This is a genomic window from Klebsiella sp. WP8-S18-ESBL-06, assembly GCF_014169755.1.
In the GTDB taxonomy this organism is placed as follows: Bacteria; Pseudomonadota; Gammaproteobacteria; order Enterobacterales; family Enterobacteriaceae; genus Kluyvera; species Kluyvera ascorbata_B.
The window spans coordinates 2,016,508-2,034,850 of record NZ_AP022256.1 but is presented as its reverse complement, the minus strand read 5'-3'; the positions used below and the strand labels follow the sequence as shown (position 1 = coordinate 2,034,850).

The window sequence follows — 18,343 nt, the reverse complement described above, 5'->3', positions numbered from 1 at the left end:
TTCACCAGCATATCGCTGGCGCGGGTTATTTGTTTTTACGTTATTCACATAACCTAACATTTACTTTACTTTGGGATGATTCCTGGCAAATTATACGTAACTTTACGGGATAGTTGATGCCGCCTGAACGTCTTCATTCTCTATTTTTATATTCAACAGGTTCATTGCGACGATGAAGTGCGAGGGGAATGGGTTAATTATCGTTACGCATTGAGTGAGGGTATGCCATGTCAACGATTATTATGGATCTATGCAGTTATACGCGGCTAGGGTTAACCGGATACCTGGCCAGTCGTGGGGTAAAAAAACGAGATATAGACAATGTTGAGAGCGTAGAAGGGCTTACTGAGGTCTGTGCAAGCCGCCAGCCGTCTGTAGTGTTTATTAATGAGGACTGTTTCATTCATGACGTGCAGAGTAGTCTGCATATCAAGCAGATCATTAATCAACACCCCAAGACGTTGTTCATTGTTTTCATGGCGATTGCCAATATTCATTTCGACGAATATCTGATGGTGCGGAGTAATCTGTTAATAAGTTCCAAATCGATAAAACCGGAAACGCTGGACAGTATTCTGGGGAATTATCTGAAAAAAGAAAAAACGGACGTAAAGCAAACTAATATGTCTACTTTGTCATTAAGCCGGACAGAGTCAAGTATGCTGAAAATGTGGATGTCGGGACAAGGAACGATTCAGATTTCCGATCAGATGAATATTAAGGCAAAAACGGTATCATCGCATAAGGGTAATATTAAGAAAAAAATAAAAACGCATAACAAGCAGGTTATCTATCATGTTGTGCGGCTGGCAGAAAACGTCACTTCCGGCATTTTTGTTAACATGCGCTAGCGCCTGCAGCGATGAAACTGGCGGTAGGACTACCGCCAGACGATTCGCCGCTATTCGCTTTTCTCAACGAAGATACCGTCAGGGTGGCCCGATTCGTTAAAGAACCAGATACCCAGCGGATAATCTTCCAGCGCCACCAGATACATCGTCCCTTCATTGAACGCTTCAATGGCCAGCACCACACCGGAGCGACGCGGGCCCCCATCGGTCTTGACCGTCACACGATCGTTAACTTGCATAAACGCCTCTCCTGATTGGTTTAGCCCAGTGTAGAACAAAATCACCCTGCTGACAGCGGCCCAGCTTGCCAACCGGTGAATTATCCACCAACCTCAAAATAGCGCAAAAAATGAGCAATCCGCAGCCACCGATGTATACTTATGGGTCTTCCCCGATCATGGTGGGAAGGCTCAGAACGCCATATTCAGCTTTCCGTAGTGGAACATCACCCCCAGTTTAAAGCGCTCCCGGTTTCGGTATCCCCTGGCTTTTATCCTCAGCAGCCTGATCTTGCTGTTAAGTGCCTCCGCATTTCCGTTTGAGACACTGTGTCGCATCGCATTCAGGATCCCGTACAGCCTTTTTCCTATCGTTTTCGCGGCATTTTTCATCATGGGAACGTCACTGTTAGCCGCCAGCGCCAACCATCTCTGCCAGTCACTCCGTCTTTCCTCGCTCCATGGCCTGTTCCAGATATCCTTTGCCAGCTCTTTCAGCGCCCAGCACTGGCTCGTCAGCTTCATCTGTGCACGCAGCCACATCAGCTTTTCCTGCCGGGATTCGGTCATCCACTTATCGCTGTACTGCCACAGGAAGCGGGTTCCTTTTGCCTGGTGTCGGCTTTCAACAGGGAGGTGCGGATGTTCATTCTGACGGGTTTTATCAACTACCTCGCCCAGTTGCTTCGCCACATGGAAGCGGTCAAAGGCGATTTTCTCAACCGCACTGGGTAAGTGGATACGCGCTGCTCTTATATAGCCCGCGTTCATGTCCATTGAGAGCGTTTTGATAGCCAGCAACTGCCCATCAGTGAGCGTGCGAAGATAGCCGGCAAGACTCTCTGTGCCGCGATCATCCGTTAAGGCCAGCGCCCGACCATCGCGATCGGAGATCACCGTTATGTAACGATGTCCTTTTTTAAAGGCGACCTCATCCACATTCATATGACGGGCGGATAATGGCTTTTTTATCCGGGCAAGACCTCGCTTAACTGCCCGGGTCATAATGCCGTCAACCGCATTCCAACTGAGCTTAAGTTGCTTCCTGACAGCATCAACGGTGCTGATTTTCAGCCATGAGAGAACGAACGATTCGAATAGCAACGTATACCGGCTTCCGGGGCCAGCCCACGGAACAGGCAACGTCAGGCAGCCATGCTCCGGACACATAATTCGTGGAACATCGGCTTCAACAATAGTGGTGAACTGGCAGGTATCAAGATGGCGCCATTTACGATGACGGTGATCGTGAACAGAACAGGATTTACCGCAGGTCGGACAGGCTAGCCGGGTGTTTTCAGCGATCTCAATAGTGACAGTAACAGAACCGGCATTTTCATCGAGAGAAAGGGACTTTACCTGCCACGGATCGGACAGGTTGAGAATATGAGCGTAGAGGGACTTTTCGTCCATGGCGGTGACCTCTGGCGATTAAATACACCATTATCATGCCTTCAGCCACCACAACAAGGGAAGACCCATACTTATACAGGGAGAGGAACAAAGGGTACCTGTGATGAAATCAGCAATCGACCCTCGCGGGGTAAACGTAGATGCGCTGCTGGCGGCGATCAATGAAATCAGCGAAAGCGAAATCCACCGTTCGTCGAACGACCCTCACCACGTCAGCGTGGACGGTCGTGAATACCACACCTGGCGCGATCTGGCGGAAGCATTCGAACTGGACATTCATGACTTCAGCGTGACTGAAGTGACGCGTTAGCGGTAAAAAAAATCCCGACACGTCTGCGTCGGGATCAACCTTGCCGAAGCAAGAAGCATTGAAATATTCGTTACATCAGGAAACCTGACGTGATGAAACATTATCTGTGTTTATTTCGGATGACAAGAATTATTCACCTAAGAAATATGTATGACTTCGTAGTCATGCTTACTCGCTGCGCTTCCCAACACAGAGATAAATCAATCAGATGGCGATTCGAGGCGATCGCGATCACGCTTTGTTTTTTGAGACTTTTCTTATTATATTTCTTATCCATAAGTTAAATTTATGAATTTTAGTACTATTGTACGTATCGCTTAATCTTCCGTACATACCTGATTACGCCCGTTCTGCTTCGCCAGGTAGAGACGGCTGTCGGCAATCGACTGGAGATGTTCAAAGTCATAGCGCTGCAGCTCCTCGCTGCTGCACACGCCCAACGAGGCGCTGACACGCAGCGTCTGGTTACGGCTGATTAAAATCTCCCGTCGATAAATGCTCTCCCGAATGCGCTCGGCGATAACGCTCGCCTGCTCAAGCGACGTTTCTGGCAGCACAATACAGAACTCTTCGCCCCCTACGCGTCCGGCGATATCCGTTTTACGGACCTTGTTAAGAATGATCCGCCCGATATGGCTCAGCACCCGATCCCCAGCCTGATGACCATAGCGATCGTTGATGCTCTTGAAGTGATCCAGATCGAGCTGGATCACCGACATCGGTTCGCCTGCCTGCTGGCAGGCCGACAACGCTTTACCTGCGCGTTCAAACAGCGCAGCGCGGTTGTACAGCCGGGTGAGCATATCGTGCCAGGCGCGCCATTCTAAGGAGTCCTGGAGCGTTGACATGTTGCGGACCATACGGCGGATCACCGCCCACGAAATGAGCAGCATCGTGGTAAACAGCAGCCACAGCAGCGTCAGCGCAATACTGATGCTACCGAAATCGCCGCGAATCCCCTCTTCGAGACTGTGGATACGCAGCAGCACGCCGTCAAAATTGCGCAGCTTTTCCCAGCTGATATAGCGCGAAAGCTGGCGTAAACTGCCCTCGTTATTGTGCTCATAAGCGTGCGCCAGCTGCGCCTGAATCTCCTGCGAGAGCACGGTACGTTTAGCCGGATCCTGCTCCGAGGAGGCGATCAGATTCATACGACGGTCATAGAGCTGGTACTCGCCTTCGTCTTCCCCCTCCACCGACTGCATCAGAAACTGGGTCATCTCGTTCACCGAAAGTTGAATCGCCAGTACGCCAAACCAGTAGTTATCGTAATCGAGCGGCACTGCGGCGGTGACTTTCTGTGCCACCGGCACCTTGTCGTGGCTGAAGCTGGTGCGCCACTTTACCCCGCGATTGGGATTATCCCGCTGCGACTGCTGAATAAACCACGGGCTGGTTGCCAGGCTGTAATAGTGTTCAGTAATGCTCTTTTCATGCCCTTGCTCGGTCGTCAGGTAAAAACCCGCGCGGGAAACGTACAGCATTTCGGTTTCAAAGCGGGAAAGATGCTGGTGCGTAAGGGCGGAAAGACGTAGCAGATAGCCAAGTTCGATGGTGGCCATAAACTCATTGCCCAGCAGCGCATTGTCGCGCGAGAGCAAATTCGTATGTTCGACGAAGTCATCGGAAACGCCGTACAGCGGCAGCGTACGGTTGTTATTGAGCGAAATATGCCAGTCGGGAAGCCCGCGCTTATGCTCAAACTCCAGCTCTGCGGTGCGTAGCACCTCGAAGGCCAGCGGAATTTGCAGCGCCGATGCCATACCGTTACGGAAAAAAAGTAGCCTGTCGGTATTAAACTGCAGCTGCGCGTCCATATCGTTGGCCACATTTTTCAGGTTGTTGCGCTGACTGGAAATGTAGGCTTCTTCCAGCACGATGGTTTCGCGCCAGGTCAGCAGCGTGGAGGTCAGTAGCACCACCACAAAACAAATAGTGACCACACGCTCCGGCCGAATCCGCCGGGAAAGCCGCGCCCACCATCCTGAGGACGCCACCGGACTGACGGTTACGGGACGCACGTCCACCTCCTGATGCGCATTCCACTGCCCTCTACCCGACCGCTGTGCTGCTGATAATTCATGGTGCTCCATTGCGCATCAAAACGCCCGGCAAAACGCCGGGCGTAAACACGAAAGTTACGTCTGCTGTGGTTTGCGGATGTTGCCGGGCTCCAGCTCATCTTCACGAAATGCTTCGCGTTTGACGCCAAAACCATCATACCAGCGGCATTCAACCATCCCGCCGGCATAGCCCGTTACCACCATCCGCGGCCCGCCGTTTTTGGGCCGAACTTCATCACTGACCAAAAAGACCATTACCGCCTCCGGTATCAGGGTGAAACAGTTTCACATTAGCTTATTCGCACCCGGTTTGCGTAGCAGACTCGGATTATTTCCGCAGTCTGGCGATCAGATTTACCCCTGCCAGCACCAGCGCACCGAGGATAAAGCCCAGCACCAGATTCGCCAGCGTCGGCAGCACCATGGTTAGCCACGCGCCCTGCTGTGCCGCAAAATCTTCAATAGCATGGTGCAGCGGCGCCACGCCGTGAACCACGATACCGCCGCCGACCAGGAACATAGCCAGCGTCCCGACGACCGAGAGCGTTTTCATCAGCCACGGCGCGACCACCAACAGACCTTTGCCGAGCCCCTGCGCCAGCATGCTGCGCTTCTCAGCCAGCCAGTAGCCCATATCATCGAGCTTGACGATTACGCCAACGATGCCGTACACGCCAACCGTCACCAGCACCGCGATGCCGGATAAAATCAGTACCTGATTCAGCAGCGGTGCCTGCGCCACAATGCCGAGCGTGATGGCGACAATTTCCGCCGACAGAATAAAATCGGTGCGAATCGCCCCTTTGACTTTGTCACGCTCATAGCTGCCGGGGTCCTGCTGCGCCAGCGCCTCCAGACGCTGCTGACGCGCGGCGTCATCGTCCTTATGTTTACGCGCATGCAGGGAATGGAGCACTTTTTCCACGCCCTCAAAGCACAGGTAGGCCCCGCCAATCATCAGCAGCGGCGTCACCGCCCAGGGAATAAACGCGCTAATCAACAGCGCCAGCGGTACCAGAATCACTTTATTTAGCAGCGAACCCTTGGCAACGCTCCACACCACCGGCAGCTCGCGATTCGCCCGCACGCCGGAGACCTGCTGTGCATTCAGCGATAAATCATCGCCGAGCACGCCTGCGGTTTTCTTCGCCGCCAGTTTGCCCATCATCGAGATATCGTCCAGCAACGTGGCGATGTCATCTAAGAGAGTTAATAAGCTACTTCCTGCCACTCGCGGCATCCTTCCGTTTTTGTTAGGGATAACAAAGTATGAAGCAAAATGACGACGGAGGTAAGAGATACATATTTGCAACACAAATATAACATCAAGCCCTTAATTAAAGCACTCGCCAGCACGGTCGTTTTGGCGTTTACTATCAGCCTGCTTGCTATTTTGCCGTGAGGAAGTATGCGTTTTAATCACCTGTTACCGCTGGTCGGCGCGCTGTTTGCGCTGTATATCATTTGGGGGTCAACCTACTTTGCCATCAGCATTGGGGTGGCCAGTTGGCCTCCGCTAATGATGGCAGGCGTGCGTTTTCTGGCGGCGGGCGTGCTGCTGATGGCGTACCTGCTGGCCACCGGGCACCGTTTACCGGCGCGCGGACCGCTGCTGAACGCGGCGCTGATAGGCGTGCTGCTGCTGGCCGTGGGTAACGGTATGGTAACGGTCGCCGAACACCAGCACGTTCCCTCCGGCATTGCCGCCGTGATGGTGGCAACGGTACCGCTGTTTACCCTGTGCTTCAGCCGTTTTTTTGGTATCGCCACCCGTAAACTGGAGTGGCTGGGAATTGCTATCGGTCTGGCGGGCATCGTCCTGCTGAACAGCGGCGGCAACCTGAGCGGCAACCCGTGGGGCGCGCTGCTGATTCTGATTGGTTCTCTGAGTTGGGCATTCGGTTCGGTTTACGGCTCACGCATTACGCTGCCGACCGGCATGATGGCCGGTGCCGTGGAGATGCTGGCGGCCGGCATTGTGCTGATGCTCGCCTCGGTGCTCAGCGGTGAACGCTTGACCACGCTGCCGAGCCTGCACGGTTTCCTCGCGGTGGGCTATCTGTCCATTTTCGGCTCCATCATTGCGATTAATGCCTATATGTACCTGATTCGCAACGTAACGCCTGCGGTGGCCACCAGCTATGCCTACGTCAACCCGGTGGTCGCCGTACTGCTTGGTACCGGCTTCAACGGCGAACATCTCTCCGGCACCGAATGGCTGGCGCTGGCGATTATTATTGCCGCGGTCGTGCTGGTTACGCTGGGTAAATATCTGTTCCCGGCAAAAGCGACGGTTACGCCCTGCCCGGCAGAAAAGTAACGTCGACGCTCGTCATTCCCTGAATACCGATCTGCGCGCAGCCTTCGCCGCCGCAGATCCATTCCTCCAGCCTTTCAGAGAGCGCGTCGTCGGTAAGCTTGTGTCGGCCACGCAGCGCACACTCCCACACCACCATCACCCGCCACCCCAGCGCCACCAGCCTTGCTCTATCGCGCAGGTCTCGAGTCGCGTTGGCGTCGATTTTCTGTCGCCAGAAATCAGTTCGGGTCGCCGGCAGCGTAAATAGATAACAATCGTGATGGTGCCAGAAGCAGCCGTGGGTAAAGATGACGCAGCGATACGCAGCCAGTGAAAAATCAGGCCGACCCGGCAGGCTCGTATCCTGGGGTTGATAGGACAGGCCCAGTCCCTCCAGCAGGCCTGCCAGCCGTTTTTCAATAGCCGTATTCTGCGCGCGGATGGCGCGCATATTTTTACTGCGGGTGGCCTTATCGTGAACGTCCGCCATCGGCTGTTTCCGCCTTGCGCTGCTCTACGGCCTGTAAAATACGCGACTCCAGCAGCCTGGCGACGGCGGCAAAAACGGGAACAATGACCGAATTGCCAAACTGACGGTAGGCCTGAGTGTCCGACACCGGAATACGGAAACGGTAACCCTGCGGCGATTCAAAGCCCATCAACCGAGCGCATTCACGCGGCGTCAGGCGTCGCGGGCGATGCTGTTGGTTGTGCGGATCGTCAAAGTGTTTCTCGCCCAGCTCGCGGTCCCAGCCACGATCGATAAGGATCTCGGCACCGTCCTTGTAATAGCGCGCCGACAGCGTTCGCGCAACGCTCGTCGCCCGCGTCGGGTCCACCATCCCGTAGCCAAAACCGTTGCCCTTTTCCTGATGTTTGCGGGCATAGCGATAGAGGTATTTCCACAGTACCGGGGTCAAAATAAACTTGGCGTCGACGTTCGGCTCCAGCAGTTCACCAAAGGTGGGGCGTCGCTGCGGGTAGAGCGCCGGAATATCGCGCAGGGTAAATCCGTGATGCAGCGCGGAATCCCGACGGAAACCCACCAGCACAATGCGTTCGCGGTGCTGCGGCAGAAAATGCTGACCGTCGATAATTTTCGGATCGTCAGCTCCCATGTCCGCCGCATCGGCCACTTCATAGCCCAGTTCATCAAGGGTCTGCATAATAATACGGAAGGTTTTGCCGTTGTCGTGGCTTTTCAGGTTCTTGACGTTTTCCAGCACAAAAATAGGCGGCCGACGGGCGTCAATGATCCGCACCACGTCGAAAAACAGCGTTCCCTGCGTATCGCAGGCGAACCCGTGCGCGCGCCCCATGGCGTTCTTTTTCGACACGCCAGCGAGTGAAAACGGCTGGCAGGGAAAGCCCGCCAGCAGTACGTCATGCTGTGGGATACAGTCGCGGATATGCGCCTGCGCTTCGGCGTCGCTCACCTCGGCACGCCCGCTGAGGGTGACGTCACGAATGTCAGCGTTAAAACGGTGTGCCTGCGGATCGCAATACCAGTTGGCTTTATAGGTGCGCACCGCGTGCTTATTCCACTCGCTGGTGAAGACGCACTGACCGCCGATGGCTTCAAAGCCGCTGCGGATCCCGCCAATACCGGCAAACAGGTCGACGAAGCGGAAAGCGTAGTGCGGATGATGCGCCGGCGGCTTCGGTAGCAGAGAAGCCAGGTGCGCACGCTCATTTTCACTCAACCGGGTATTGGCCCGCCCGAGCGTGACGACGCGCTTAACAATAGCCGGGCTCCAGTGCTGCTCGCCGACCGCGGCAAGCTCGGCGACAACGGTCTTAAGATCGTAAATCTCCAGAATATGCTGCAGCAGCGCCTGAGCATCCGGCTCATCGAGCGGCACGGCTTCGTGTGATAAGACTCGTTGTTGCATAAATTTGACCAGATACAGAAAAAGAAAAAGGAAATCGCCAATAAAATCGAGATTATCACAGTTTGGCAGATTCTTGTGGCGCGAATCGCCGCAGTATCTCTGTATCCAGACGCTGCGGTTCCCCCGCCAGCTCGGCGCTTAATTTCGCCATAAAATGCACCAGAAAATCGGCGTTTTGCTGCGCCATTTCGCGCCCTTTCTCTGTCTGCATCGTGGCCGGCAGACGCAGCAGCTTGGTCTGAAAATGATCCAGCGCGAAGGCTTTATCATCCAGCGCGCGACGGTCGGCAAACGGGTCTGCGGCGTCAAACAGCGCAGTATTCATCGCACCGGCAACCGCAAACACCCGCGCTAGCCCAATGGCCCCCAACGCCTCAAGCCGATCGGCATCCTGCACAATACGTGCTTCAAGGGTTTGTGGCGGCACGTTGGCGCTGAAGCTGTGCGCCGCAATCGCGTGGGCAACGGCGGCGTAGCGTTCAGGAGGGAAATGCGGGAAATCGCGCTGAAGGATAGCGATCGTTTGCTGCGCCGCCAGCTGTGAGGCGCGGGCGCGATCCGGATGGTTTTTGGGCAGGCTGACCAGATCGTGAAAATAACTGGCCAGCAGAATGACGAGCAGATCCGCCGGTTGCCCCCGCGCTATCTGCTGCGCGGTGTGCCAGACGCGGCGAACATGGGCAATATCATGCGCGGCATCGCCGCTAAACTCGTGGGTTTCAAACCAGAACTCAACGTCCTGCTGCCATGCGGTTAAATCCATTTTCAATTTGCCTGAGTGAACACGTGCCCCTCAGCATAGCAAGTTTACAGGCCGTCTTCCTGCCCAACCTGGCGCGGACGCGTGTACCACGCAATCCCTCCCAGCAGGCCGCCGACGATACTCAGAACCAAGAATCCCAGCAGTGCGCCAAGCCATTTACCGCTGGTTGAGCCAATTTCACCGTCAATGGTTGCCCCTGGGATGCTCTGTACATCGCTGATCACCCAAATGTAGTGGCCCATGGCCCAGACAAAATAGCCGCAAAACGCGTAAAAGACCCACAGCGCCAGTTTGCCTCCTGGACCGCGGTCAATCCGATCTTCCATAAAAACACTCTCATCACGCCAATCGTTCAAACAACCGCCACGCCAATGGTGTGACGTAAATCACATTATAGCAATTTAAGTGCCGTGAGATAGTCTCCCGTGCGTCGTCCTGGTGACGAAGTGGCGCTGTTTTGCTCTCCGTTAAGTTTACTCATGACCTTTCGCCCTATCGGCGAGCGTATTCTCGCAGGCCGCATTATTCGTGCCCTTCGTGAGAAGGGCTATTTTGTGGAAAATTTCAGCGCACGCATCACCGTCTTTATTTATACAAAATAATATTTAATTAAATTTATTTAATTCATTATAGTAATATTAAAAATATCACCAGGGTTCTTTCTTTTTTATTTTTGGCATGTCATTATCTTTCCCGTTATTAGCCTTTTGTTTATGCATCAAGTTTTATATTTATGACCTTCCCGACTGTATGCCAGTGCAGTCGGGATTTTTTTCGCCCTAAGAATAATTATAAACCTCATCAATACCCCCCCCCGCAAAGCATATAAAACACAAATAACAAGCTGAATAATATGGATATTTTAAATATCAAATGCGGATTAATATAATCAAGTTAATAAAAGAAATATTTTGAAATATTTAATATATCTTTATTACATTTATATCGTGAGATAAATTGAACTCCACATATAGTATTCAAACTCGTAACGCCGGATGACGTTACTATATTCACATGCGTTATCATGCAAAGGAAAATATAATGAAAATGAAAGCACTGGCACTGCTGGTTCCTGCTTTATTAATGGCGGGCGCCGTAAATGCAGCAGAAATGTATAATAAAGACGGCAACAAAGTTGACCTGTATGGCAAAGTGGATGCGCGCCATACTTTCTCTGACAATGCTGGCGATGACGGCGATGAAACCTACGCACAGATCGGTTTCAAAGGTGAATCCCAGATCACCAACGATCTGATTGGCTACGGCCAGTGGGAATACAAAACCTACGCCAACGACACCGAAGGTGCCGGCGATAAATCCTTCAACCGCCTGGCGTTTGCCGGCCTGAAGTTTGCTAACTTTGGCTCTTTTGATTACGGCCGTAACTACGGCTCCGTGTAGAGCGGCGAAATGTTTTGCACTGATTTGCGGAGTATTTTGCACTGCTCAAAACCAGCCATTGTTAGCGATTTTGCACAGTGCAAAATATAATGCAAAAATAGCTATTTGGTACTGTCTATATTTTGGGCTAATTCCCTGTGTTTTTTAAGAAGCTCCCAGCCGTATCGATCGGTGAACCCATATTTAGGCGGTAATTCGCGCATGCATTTCAATGACGAAGCTCCTGCCTGCCTCATTGTATGATATTCCTTGAGGAATACACGATTACGGATTTCACGTAAAGCACGATCACATCTAGGAAGATATAGAGGAACCCCAGCAAAATAATTTGATAGCTCTTTTATTTCAGCCTCACTAAGGATAGTTCTCAACCTGTTGGCATTAGGGCCACCAAGAAAGCGAATTCCCTTACCAATAGGGAATGTTGTTCCACCAAAGGACTTAATCAGTTTCATGGTTGAGTTAAGGCCAATAAGAGCAATTATCTCTATCACCATATCCGGGAGTTTCGACACCAAATCAGGATCAAGGGGGTCTTCTTGCATCGCATCAATGCCTGTATCTTTGCTATCTGTGCCGATATCATTGGGTGCGATTGAGTCTATTGCGCTTACTAAAACTTTGGTAGTCAATGATGCTATATTCTCAAGCATTTCAAGAATGTTTTTAGCATCATCCTCGGTAAAATAAGTGCTATTGTTACCCATCAGATAAGTCAAATCATCAGCGGCAGAGTTAATCTTTACCGTAATGTCTGTTATCCGATTAAAAAAATCAGCTTTCTGTTGTTCCGACTTATCTTTTAACACCGCAAAGCCCCTCTATGCATGGACAACACAGAACATTTGCAAGAATATACTGCATTGTGATTATTTACTTAAGTTCGCAACATCATGATCGCTTTTGTTGAAAGGGTCAACCCATCACCTTTACATATCATCAATAGATTGATTTCGATATACTTAAGTTATGTTCTAATATCTAATAAAATATATATTCACTGCGAACTACTCGTAGAACCGCGGTTCGACTGTTCACCGTTGTACTCATTGACTCCCTGAGCTATTTCCCGCTGATCCAGCATCACTTTGGTAATGATTGTGACAGGCTGGTTTTTTTGCTGCTGGGGAAGTAAATATGAAGGTACGCCTGTTGTTGCTGGATTTAACTGACCGATGGTTGAAGGCGGACTCCACCATGAACTAATAGCCCCACCAAAATCAACATCAAAGAGTGGTTTTTTGTTCTTGTTCCGTTCTTGCATCTTATTGGCAAGGTATTCACCAGTATTCATTCCATTTTTTTTGGCATCGTCACGAGCATCATCAAAAGTATTATTAAGGTCATAGGCTGCGTAGGCGGCAGCGAGAGGTCCAGCAATACGCCCGCCTCCATTACTGAGGAAACGCCAGGTTCGCCCCAGAACGCCGCCAGAACCAGACCCACCCCCTGGAACTTTAAGACTTCCGCCAGTAAGAAGACTTAATCCGGCAAACGCCACAGCGGCTGTTGACATTGCTTTAATCGCCGTAGTTGCTCCGGAAACCGCTGTGGTTAATTCTGGATATTCTTTAGAGTAGTTGGTTAATTTAGAAGCAAGGTCGCCATACATATCAGCCAAAGGTTTCATTGCATCCTGTTCAGAAAACATTTTCTCAGATTCAAATTGCTGGGATTTAAAATCAGGTGTTGATGAAATTACGTCAAATGATGCCTCTCCAGCGCCTTTTGAGTTCCGAGTTCCTGATATCTGGTTTTTGATATAGTCCTTTTGTAGGATATTTGTCGCCAGTGCTGCACCCGCTTCTCTGTCGGCAATGATTTTAGATGTAATGGAAGAAATAAGAACCTTTAACGCAGCATCTGCATTATTACCTCTTTCTGTCCCTTGATACTGTTTTGACTCAGCCCTTAATCTCTTAACACCTTTATTGGATGAAACAATGCTATCTACAGCATTCATAAAGGCATCTGAGATATTTATACCTTTTTCTCGTTGTTGTGTTAAGTACTCAGTATAAGGAACAGCCTTACCATTCTTACCCCGAAAACGATAATCTTTCATAGCATTTTGAGTATCAGAACTGGTTATTTTATTTAAATATCCTTCAACGTTAGTTGCCGCTGAGTCTGGTGTGCCGGACGTCAATACATTAGCCTGATTCATTGCCAGTAATTTATCATAATCCTGAAGCCCCCTCATACCCAGCTTACTTGCTGCTGACATCTGCGTTGATAGTTTCTTCGCCATATCAGCTAATTCAAAACCGCCATTTTCACTGGAGCGAACAGACTTATCAAAAAACTCAGGTAAATCCTCTGGTTTGATACCAAAGTTTGCAATACCAGCAGATGCAATTTCTGCAAGGTCTTTTGGGTCAGCGCCTGTTGCATTGGCATACTTCATAATGTCCGGAAGTATTTTCATGGCGGTATCACTGTCTACCTGTCCTTTACCAAATAATGAACCAAGCGCCAACTGAGCGGATTCCGGAGTCCCGCCACTGCGACGAACTGTTTCACGAATAGCATTATTTATTACCGGGATTTTTTCCTTTCTCTCGTCGGCCGATAATTCATTAAACGCTGTATTAGAAAGCTCGGCATTCTTACGTTCAAATGCCATCTGACGCTGAACTGGGTCTTTAATGATCATCGTCGCTGCTGTCACTCCACCTGCTATAGCAGCAACCGTAGACCCCACCGCCCGCAGACGTTGAATTTTGGTCATTGTTTCGCTGACACCAACTAGCTCAGTACGCAACTTGCTAACACGTTCAGTCATGCCTCTGAATGCACGGTTCTGTTCATTAGCCGACATCGTACCCGCTCGGGTTAGTCGATTATAGGCGGCTTGCGTCTGCTGAATTTCACGCCGAATCTCACGTTCAGAACGAATGCCAAGTGTTGAGCGAGCTGTACTGGCTCGGCGATATTCTTCAGTCAGGCGTTTTGATGCCCTGACACCTGTTTCACTGGTTCTTTTTGTGCTTGCTTCAAACTCTTCATTTTGTTTTTTCATCGCCTGCATAGCGGCGCGTAGCACTTTAGATCCACTGTCTTTTGCGGTAAGACTCAGTGCTAATGCAAGATTTCTGGCCATATCGGTTACCTGTAGGAGTTAGTTGTAGAACGGCAGGAGGATGAGTGAAGCACTACCAAAAAATGAGATGAAGAACCAAAGGATGAATAGGAGGTGGGAAATCTGTCTCGGGACCATTTTTAAACCCCTTTTAAATCTTTCTGTGTTGCGTTCAGTTATAAAAAATGATGAACCCTACAGGGAGTGTTTATGAGTCGCTTAGAATGGCGTGCAGGCATTATCAGATTTTGCCTGCACGCCACCATTTTTCAACAGTGCGTTTAAGCTATTCAGTCGAGGAAAGGAGTCACGATTACTTCAACCAGACCATAGTTAGGGTTCGGTTTCATATTGTCCAGCGTCTGGGCTTTTGCAATATTGAATGCAGCTTCGCGATTCTTCACGCCAGTAAGTAGAATGGTTGGCTTAACACGCAATGGTCGACCCGCGTCATTCTTTTGGGAACTCATGCGATTGTACAAATCGTTGAAGTTTTCAGTAGTCAGCTCTTTCTTGCTCGCAAATGCCATCTGCCAGAACCCGTATCCCATATTCCCACGACCACGGACACCATAATAGTACTCGTCATTAATAAATGTTCCCGTATCATCAGAACTGGTCAGCTGTTGAACCTGATAAGGAATACGCTCTTGCCAGATAAAAGGATTGATAGGGCGCGTTGTGTCCAGTAGTAACCACATCGGCTTTTCATCAGCAGTTGTAGTCGGAACCTGAATATTGGACACAAATGATTCATTCGTACCAATAACGACTGGATGTTTATCAGAGAAAAACGGTTTTCCGTCATAGCACTTATTGTGGAAACCGTTCTTAATCAATTCGAAAAGCAACTCATCTGGATGGTGTGCCGCAGCTTCTGCCATATCAGAAACCATGCTTTTAACCATACCAATATTATCATCTTCAATATCTTCACGCGAAATACTAATCGTTGATTCAAATTTCCTGTTTTCAATTGAGAATTTATATGTGGTAAGGCTTTTAATTACTCGCTCACCAATCCATTCACGCAAACTCGGAAAATACCCCAAGAAAGGATAATCAGTCGTTTTTGTTGAAGAGGAGATTTTAGTTGATATTTGTGGGTAAAGCGGAGTCGCTTCCTCAGCACGCTTTGTGAAAATGGCCTTTACGTTTACATAAATGCTGTTCAGATTCTGCTTATTAACAATCATGATTCATCCTGTGTGCAATTTTTAAATGGTTTATCGTTAAAACAACTGAACTATCTCATATTGAAAAAATGAAAACATTCTGAAGAGGTTCAGTTCCAACAGAGAAGAAACATGAAAAAGCCCATCAGACTTTAGCCTGATGGGCTTTGAGTACAGGAAGAATTACTTGAACAACACAAAGTTAAGATACTTTAAACCCCATGTCTAACTGATGGAGTTCAGTTAAGTGTTTTGATTCTTCTCGTTACAACCATCTATCAGGGAGTCCATAATACTAATTAACTCAATTGAACTACTAAGAAATCTTCCGAGTTCGGATAAATCCATCGAACCATAACTTTTACCGAACTTAGACTGAGCGCCAGCATCATCCAACTCACGTCCCAAAAAGGAGATACCACCCAACAATGCTGATTTGTATCCATCTGCATCAGACCTAAGATCTGACAAATCACATGTTTTTGAACTGAGTGCTTGCTGAAGGATGCTTCCGATCGTGGAATTTATCATACTGATTCCCCCGTATTCGGGAGCTGGGCCATGAAGATGGCAACCATGCCGCAAGGCATCATTTCACGCGCGGCGTGCTCTGTCGCGGTAGTAATGCGAATCACTTTTACATCTTTGGCACCTAAAGCGAGAAAGCGCCATGTAAATTGCCGATGATTTTCTGTATGCTTGAATTTAGCCATGACTGTTACCCCAAGTAACGGTTTGTGGTAAGACGCCTCGTGGTGGTTCCAAGCACCGCGGGGCGTCGCTATTATCGACCTAAGATACTGTAGGTGTTAGTACACCTTACGCGTGGTGTTAGGGCACGTCAATGCTTTTTTTTCATACGTTGTTCATGTAAGGTGTAGTAACACTTTACAGGGGGCATTATGGCAACGAGAGCTATCAACAATAAATCAGCAACAAAGGGAATTCGCTTTCCCCATGAAATGATTGAACTGATTGAGTCATGTATTGAGCGAGAAAAAAACAGTAATCAGAGCGCCAATTTTTCAGCTTGGGTACTGGATGCATGCGAGCAAAAAATCAAAGCTATAAAATGTAGCAACCGGACAAATAAATAATAAATTTAACTGTAACTGGCTGTGTTTGCTTCTGCGGCTATACAGCCTTTTTATTTGAGAACGAGCATATGAATTATGTAGCTTATGGGGAGTACATTGCTTATTCGAGGCAGTCACGCGATGCAGCTGGTCGACGTTCTGCATTGATAGGCAGTATGTTTTCAATACTCCAGGCTTATACTGAGAATCCATCCCTTGTTCCTGACATCCAGCTCTTGCAACACCTTATAGCCCAATACGCTATATCAGACAGAGAAATGCGGGCCGCTTATTTGCGAGCAAACCAGAGTGCTGCTCTTTGCGGTGAACACAAAATGACGCTGACAGAACTGTCTTCACCAATTAAACCTCTACTGTCAGGATGCCAAGCCGCTTCCCCTACAGTGCAAAAATAAATGCAAAAAAGCATCTAACTTACCCGCATAATACATGACGCTGTTACTTGTTATTTGAAGCGGTGAATAAACCGAAAAGCAAAAATTCAGCGTTCTTTTACTGGTTTTTTTGTTCTATGGAAAGCACGTCCATAACAATCTGGAAAAAAGATCTTTTTCAATGAGTTACGTAGAATAAACCGCGAAAAGAAAAAGAGTATGTTTTTTTCTTTTCACGCAAGGATAAAACAACGACACTTGATGCGGCTGTTAGTCGGTCAGCGCCCACCTCTTAAAATAAGGTAGAAGCTGTAACTATATGAAAATGATCATTTTATTAATGAATGCTCAGGGCAGCTTAAACGCCGCTTAAAAACATTTAAACCATGCTCATTCCAGTGCAGAATAAAATACAAAAAATACTATTTTTGCTCGTTTTTTTCTGAACAGTGCAAAATACCTAAATCCCTCCCTAACCCTTGTGTATCAAGGCGTCCGGCGAATTTCTTCGCTCATATTAACTGTGCAGAAATGATCACCTAACCACATCCGTATACGATATTGAAGGCTGGACCGACATGCTGCCGGTATTCGGCGGCGATTCCTACACCTGGACCGATAACTTTATGGTTGGCCGTACCAACGGTGTTGCCACCTATCGCAACAGCGACTTCTTCGGTCTGGTTGACGGCTGGAACTTCGCGCTGCAATACCAGGGTGCGAACGAATCGGGCTCCAATCATCAGGAAGGCACCAAAAATGGCCATAATGACGTTCGTTTCCAGAACGGCGACGGCTACAGCATGTCTACCACCTTTGATTTCAGCAATGCCGTCCCGGCGCTGGAAGGCTTAAGCGTTGGCGCAGCCTACGGCGTCTCTGACCGTAGTAACGATCAGGTTGCCTACCGCGGCGTTTACAATCGCTATGGAAATGGCCAAAACGGCAGCGTAACCGCAGGCGGCGATAAAGCTGATGTGTGGACCATCGGTGCAAAATACGATGCCAACAACGTTTACCTGGCGATGATGTACGCAGAAACCCGCAACATGACGCCGTTTGGTGACGACGGTATTGCCAACAAAACGCAGAACTTCGAAGTGACCGCACAGTACCAGTTCGACTTCGGTCTGCGCCCGTCTCTGGCATGGGTCTATTCCAAAGGCGTTGACGTTGGCGTGCACACTAATAGCAATGGTTCTTACCTGACCGATCAGGATCTGGTGAACTACATCGATCTGGGCGCAACCTACTCCTTCAACAAGAACTTCTCCACCTACGTTGATTACAAAATCAACCTGCTGGATGCGGATGCTCAGTTCTATAGCGCGAACGGCATCTCTACCGACGACATCGTCGGCGTAGGCATGACCTACCAGTTCTAATTGAATACCAAAATAAAGCC

18 protein-coding genes and 2 pseudogenes are annotated in these 18,343 nt (G+C 49.4%); 6 read left to right on the top strand and 14 right to left on the bottom strand.

Annotated elements, in window-relative coordinates; translation table 11 throughout:
• Positions 1–227: 227 nt before the first annotated feature.
• On the top strand, positions 228–851 hold the full coding sequence (gene rcsA / locus H7R76_RS09540) for a transcriptional regulator RcsA (protein ID WP_182930389.1): 624 nt from the start codon (positions 228–230) through the stop codon (positions 849–851).
• Between the two features lie 50 nt (positions 852–901).
• On the opposite strand, the gene dsrB is transcribed toward rcsA, so the two are convergent.
• Positions 902–1,090: a protein DsrB gene (gene dsrB, locus H7R76_RS09535; RefSeq protein WP_181358039.1), complete on the bottom strand. Its 189-nt coding sequence runs from the start codon at positions 1,088–1,090 to the stop codon at positions 902–904.
• A 171-nt stretch (positions 1,091–1,261) separates the two neighbouring features.
• Positions 1,262–2,482, bottom strand: a complete 1,221-nt coding sequence (locus tag H7R76_RS09530) for an ISL3-like element ISKox3 family transposase (protein ID WP_000343760.1) — start codon at positions 2,480–2,482, stop codon at positions 1,262–1,264.
• A gap of 103 nt (positions 2,483–2,585) precedes the next feature.
• Here H7R76_RS09530 and H7R76_RS09525 point away from each other — a divergent pair, with 103 nt between their 5' ends.
• Complete coding sequence (locus H7R76_RS09525) at positions 2,586–2,792, top strand: YodD family protein (RefSeq protein ID WP_182930388.1); 207 nt, start codon at positions 2,586–2,588, stop codon at positions 2,790–2,792.
• Positions 2,793–3,109: 317 nt separating this feature from the next.
• Here H7R76_RS09525 and dgcQ read toward each other — a convergent pair whose 3' ends face one another.
• The 3 genes from dgcQ to H7R76_RS09510 all read right to left on the bottom strand — a co-directional run bounded on the left by dgcQ (position 3,110) and on the right by H7R76_RS09510 (position 6,086).
• A complete protein-coding gene (gene dgcQ, locus H7R76_RS09520; RefSeq protein ID WP_227673958.1) occupies positions 3,110–4,813 on the bottom strand; it encodes a cellulose biosynthesis regulator diguanylate cyclase DgcQ in 1,704 nt (567 codons plus the stop codon).
• A 117-nt stretch (positions 4,814–4,930) separates the two neighbouring features.
• Positions 4,931–5,110, bottom strand: coding sequence for a YodC family protein (locus H7R76_RS09515; protein ID WP_182930386.1), 180 nt, complete (start codon positions 5,108–5,110; stop codon positions 4,931–4,933).
• Between the two features lie 73 nt (positions 5,111–5,183).
• The gene (locus H7R76_RS09510; RefSeq protein ID WP_146145738.1) at positions 5,184–6,086 is read right to left on the bottom strand and encodes a DUF808 family protein; all 903 of its coding nucleotides are present in this window, start codon (positions 6,084–6,086) and stop codon (positions 5,184–5,186) included.
• A gap of 177 nt (positions 6,087–6,263) precedes the next feature.
• On the opposite strand from H7R76_RS09510, the gene yedA reads away from it, so the two are divergent.
• Positions 6,264–7,175, top strand: a complete 912-nt coding sequence (yedA, locus tag H7R76_RS09505; RefSeq protein WP_106929971.1) for a drug/metabolite exporter YedA — start codon at positions 6,264–6,266, stop codon at positions 7,173–7,175.
• Here the strand turns inward: yedA and H7R76_RS09500 are convergent.
• The 4 genes from H7R76_RS09500 to drpB are packed head-to-tail and all read right to left on the bottom strand — an operon-like array spanning position 7,150 to position 10,135.
• Positions 7,150–7,644, bottom strand: a complete 495-nt coding sequence (locus tag H7R76_RS09500) for a very short patch repair endonuclease (RefSeq protein ID WP_182930385.1) — start codon at positions 7,642–7,644, stop codon at positions 7,150–7,152. The genes yedA and H7R76_RS09500 overlap by 26 nt on opposite strands.
• Entirely contained in the window at positions 7,625–9,046 is a 1,422-nt protein-coding gene (locus H7R76_RS09495; protein ID WP_182967613.1) for a DNA cytosine methyltransferase, read from the bottom strand. Before H7R76_RS09495 ends, H7R76_RS09500 begins: the two co-directional genes overlap by 20 nt.
• Before the next feature lie 55 nt (positions 9,047–9,101).
• Positions 9,102–9,809: a phosphohydrolase gene (locus H7R76_RS09490; protein ID WP_182930383.1), complete on the bottom strand. Its 708-nt coding sequence runs from the start codon at positions 9,807–9,809 to the stop codon at positions 9,102–9,104.
• A 44-nt stretch (positions 9,810–9,853) separates the two neighbouring features.
• On the bottom strand, positions 9,854–10,135 hold the full coding sequence (gene drpB, locus H7R76_RS09485; RefSeq protein ID WP_106929979.1) for a cell division protein DrpB: 282 nt from the start codon (positions 10,133–10,135) through the stop codon (positions 9,854–9,856).
• A gap of 715 nt (positions 10,136–10,850) precedes the next feature.
• Here drpB and H7R76_RS09480 point away from each other — a divergent pair.
• Positions 10,851–11,207: pseudogene (locus H7R76_RS09480) on the top strand (porin); the annotation flags it as partial.
• 104 nt (positions 11,208–11,311) lie between these two features.
• On the opposite strand, the gene H7R76_RS24860 reads toward H7R76_RS09480, so the two are convergent.
• The 5 genes from H7R76_RS24860 to H7R76_RS09455 all read right to left on the bottom strand — a co-directional run bounded on the left by H7R76_RS24860 (position 11,312) and on the right by H7R76_RS09455 (position 16,180).
• Positions 11,312–12,019 carry a hypothetical protein gene (locus H7R76_RS24860; RefSeq protein ID WP_227673957.1) on the bottom strand — a complete coding sequence of 236 codons (708 nt, stop codon included), beginning with the start codon at positions 12,017–12,019 and terminating at the stop codon, positions 11,312–11,314.
• A gap of 188 nt (positions 12,020–12,207) precedes the next feature.
• On the bottom strand, positions 12,208–14,313 hold the full coding sequence (locus H7R76_RS09470) for a phage tail tape measure protein (RefSeq protein ID WP_182967611.1): 2,106 nt from the start codon (positions 14,311–14,313) through the stop codon (positions 12,208–12,210).
• 269 nt (positions 14,314–14,582) lie between these two features.
• Positions 14,583–15,488 carry a Mu-like prophage major head subunit gpT family protein gene (locus H7R76_RS09465; protein ID WP_182967609.1) on the bottom strand — a complete coding sequence of 302 codons (906 nt, stop codon included), beginning with the start codon at positions 15,486–15,488 and terminating at the stop codon, positions 14,583–14,585.
• Positions 15,489–15,710: 222 nt separating this feature from the next.
• On the bottom strand, positions 15,711–15,998 hold the full coding sequence (locus H7R76_RS09460) for a hypothetical protein (RefSeq protein WP_182967607.1): 288 nt from the start codon (positions 15,996–15,998) through the stop codon (positions 15,711–15,713).
• Entirely contained in the window at positions 15,995–16,180 is a 186-nt protein-coding gene (locus H7R76_RS09455; RefSeq protein ID WP_182967605.1) for a host cell division inhibitor Icd-like protein, read from the bottom strand. Before H7R76_RS09455 ends, H7R76_RS09460 begins: the two co-directional genes overlap by 4 nt.
• A gap of 189 nt (positions 16,181–16,369) precedes the next feature.
• Between H7R76_RS09455 and H7R76_RS09450 the strand changes: the two genes are divergently transcribed.
• Positions 16,370–16,564, top strand: coding sequence for a YlcI/YnfO family protein (locus H7R76_RS09450; protein WP_182967603.1), 195 nt, complete (start codon positions 16,370–16,372; stop codon positions 16,562–16,564).
• A 925-nt stretch (positions 16,565–17,489) separates the two neighbouring features.
• Positions 17,490–18,323 (top strand): annotated as a pseudogene (locus H7R76_RS09445) (porin); the annotation flags it as partial.
• Positions 18,324–18,343: the final 20 nt, after the last annotated feature.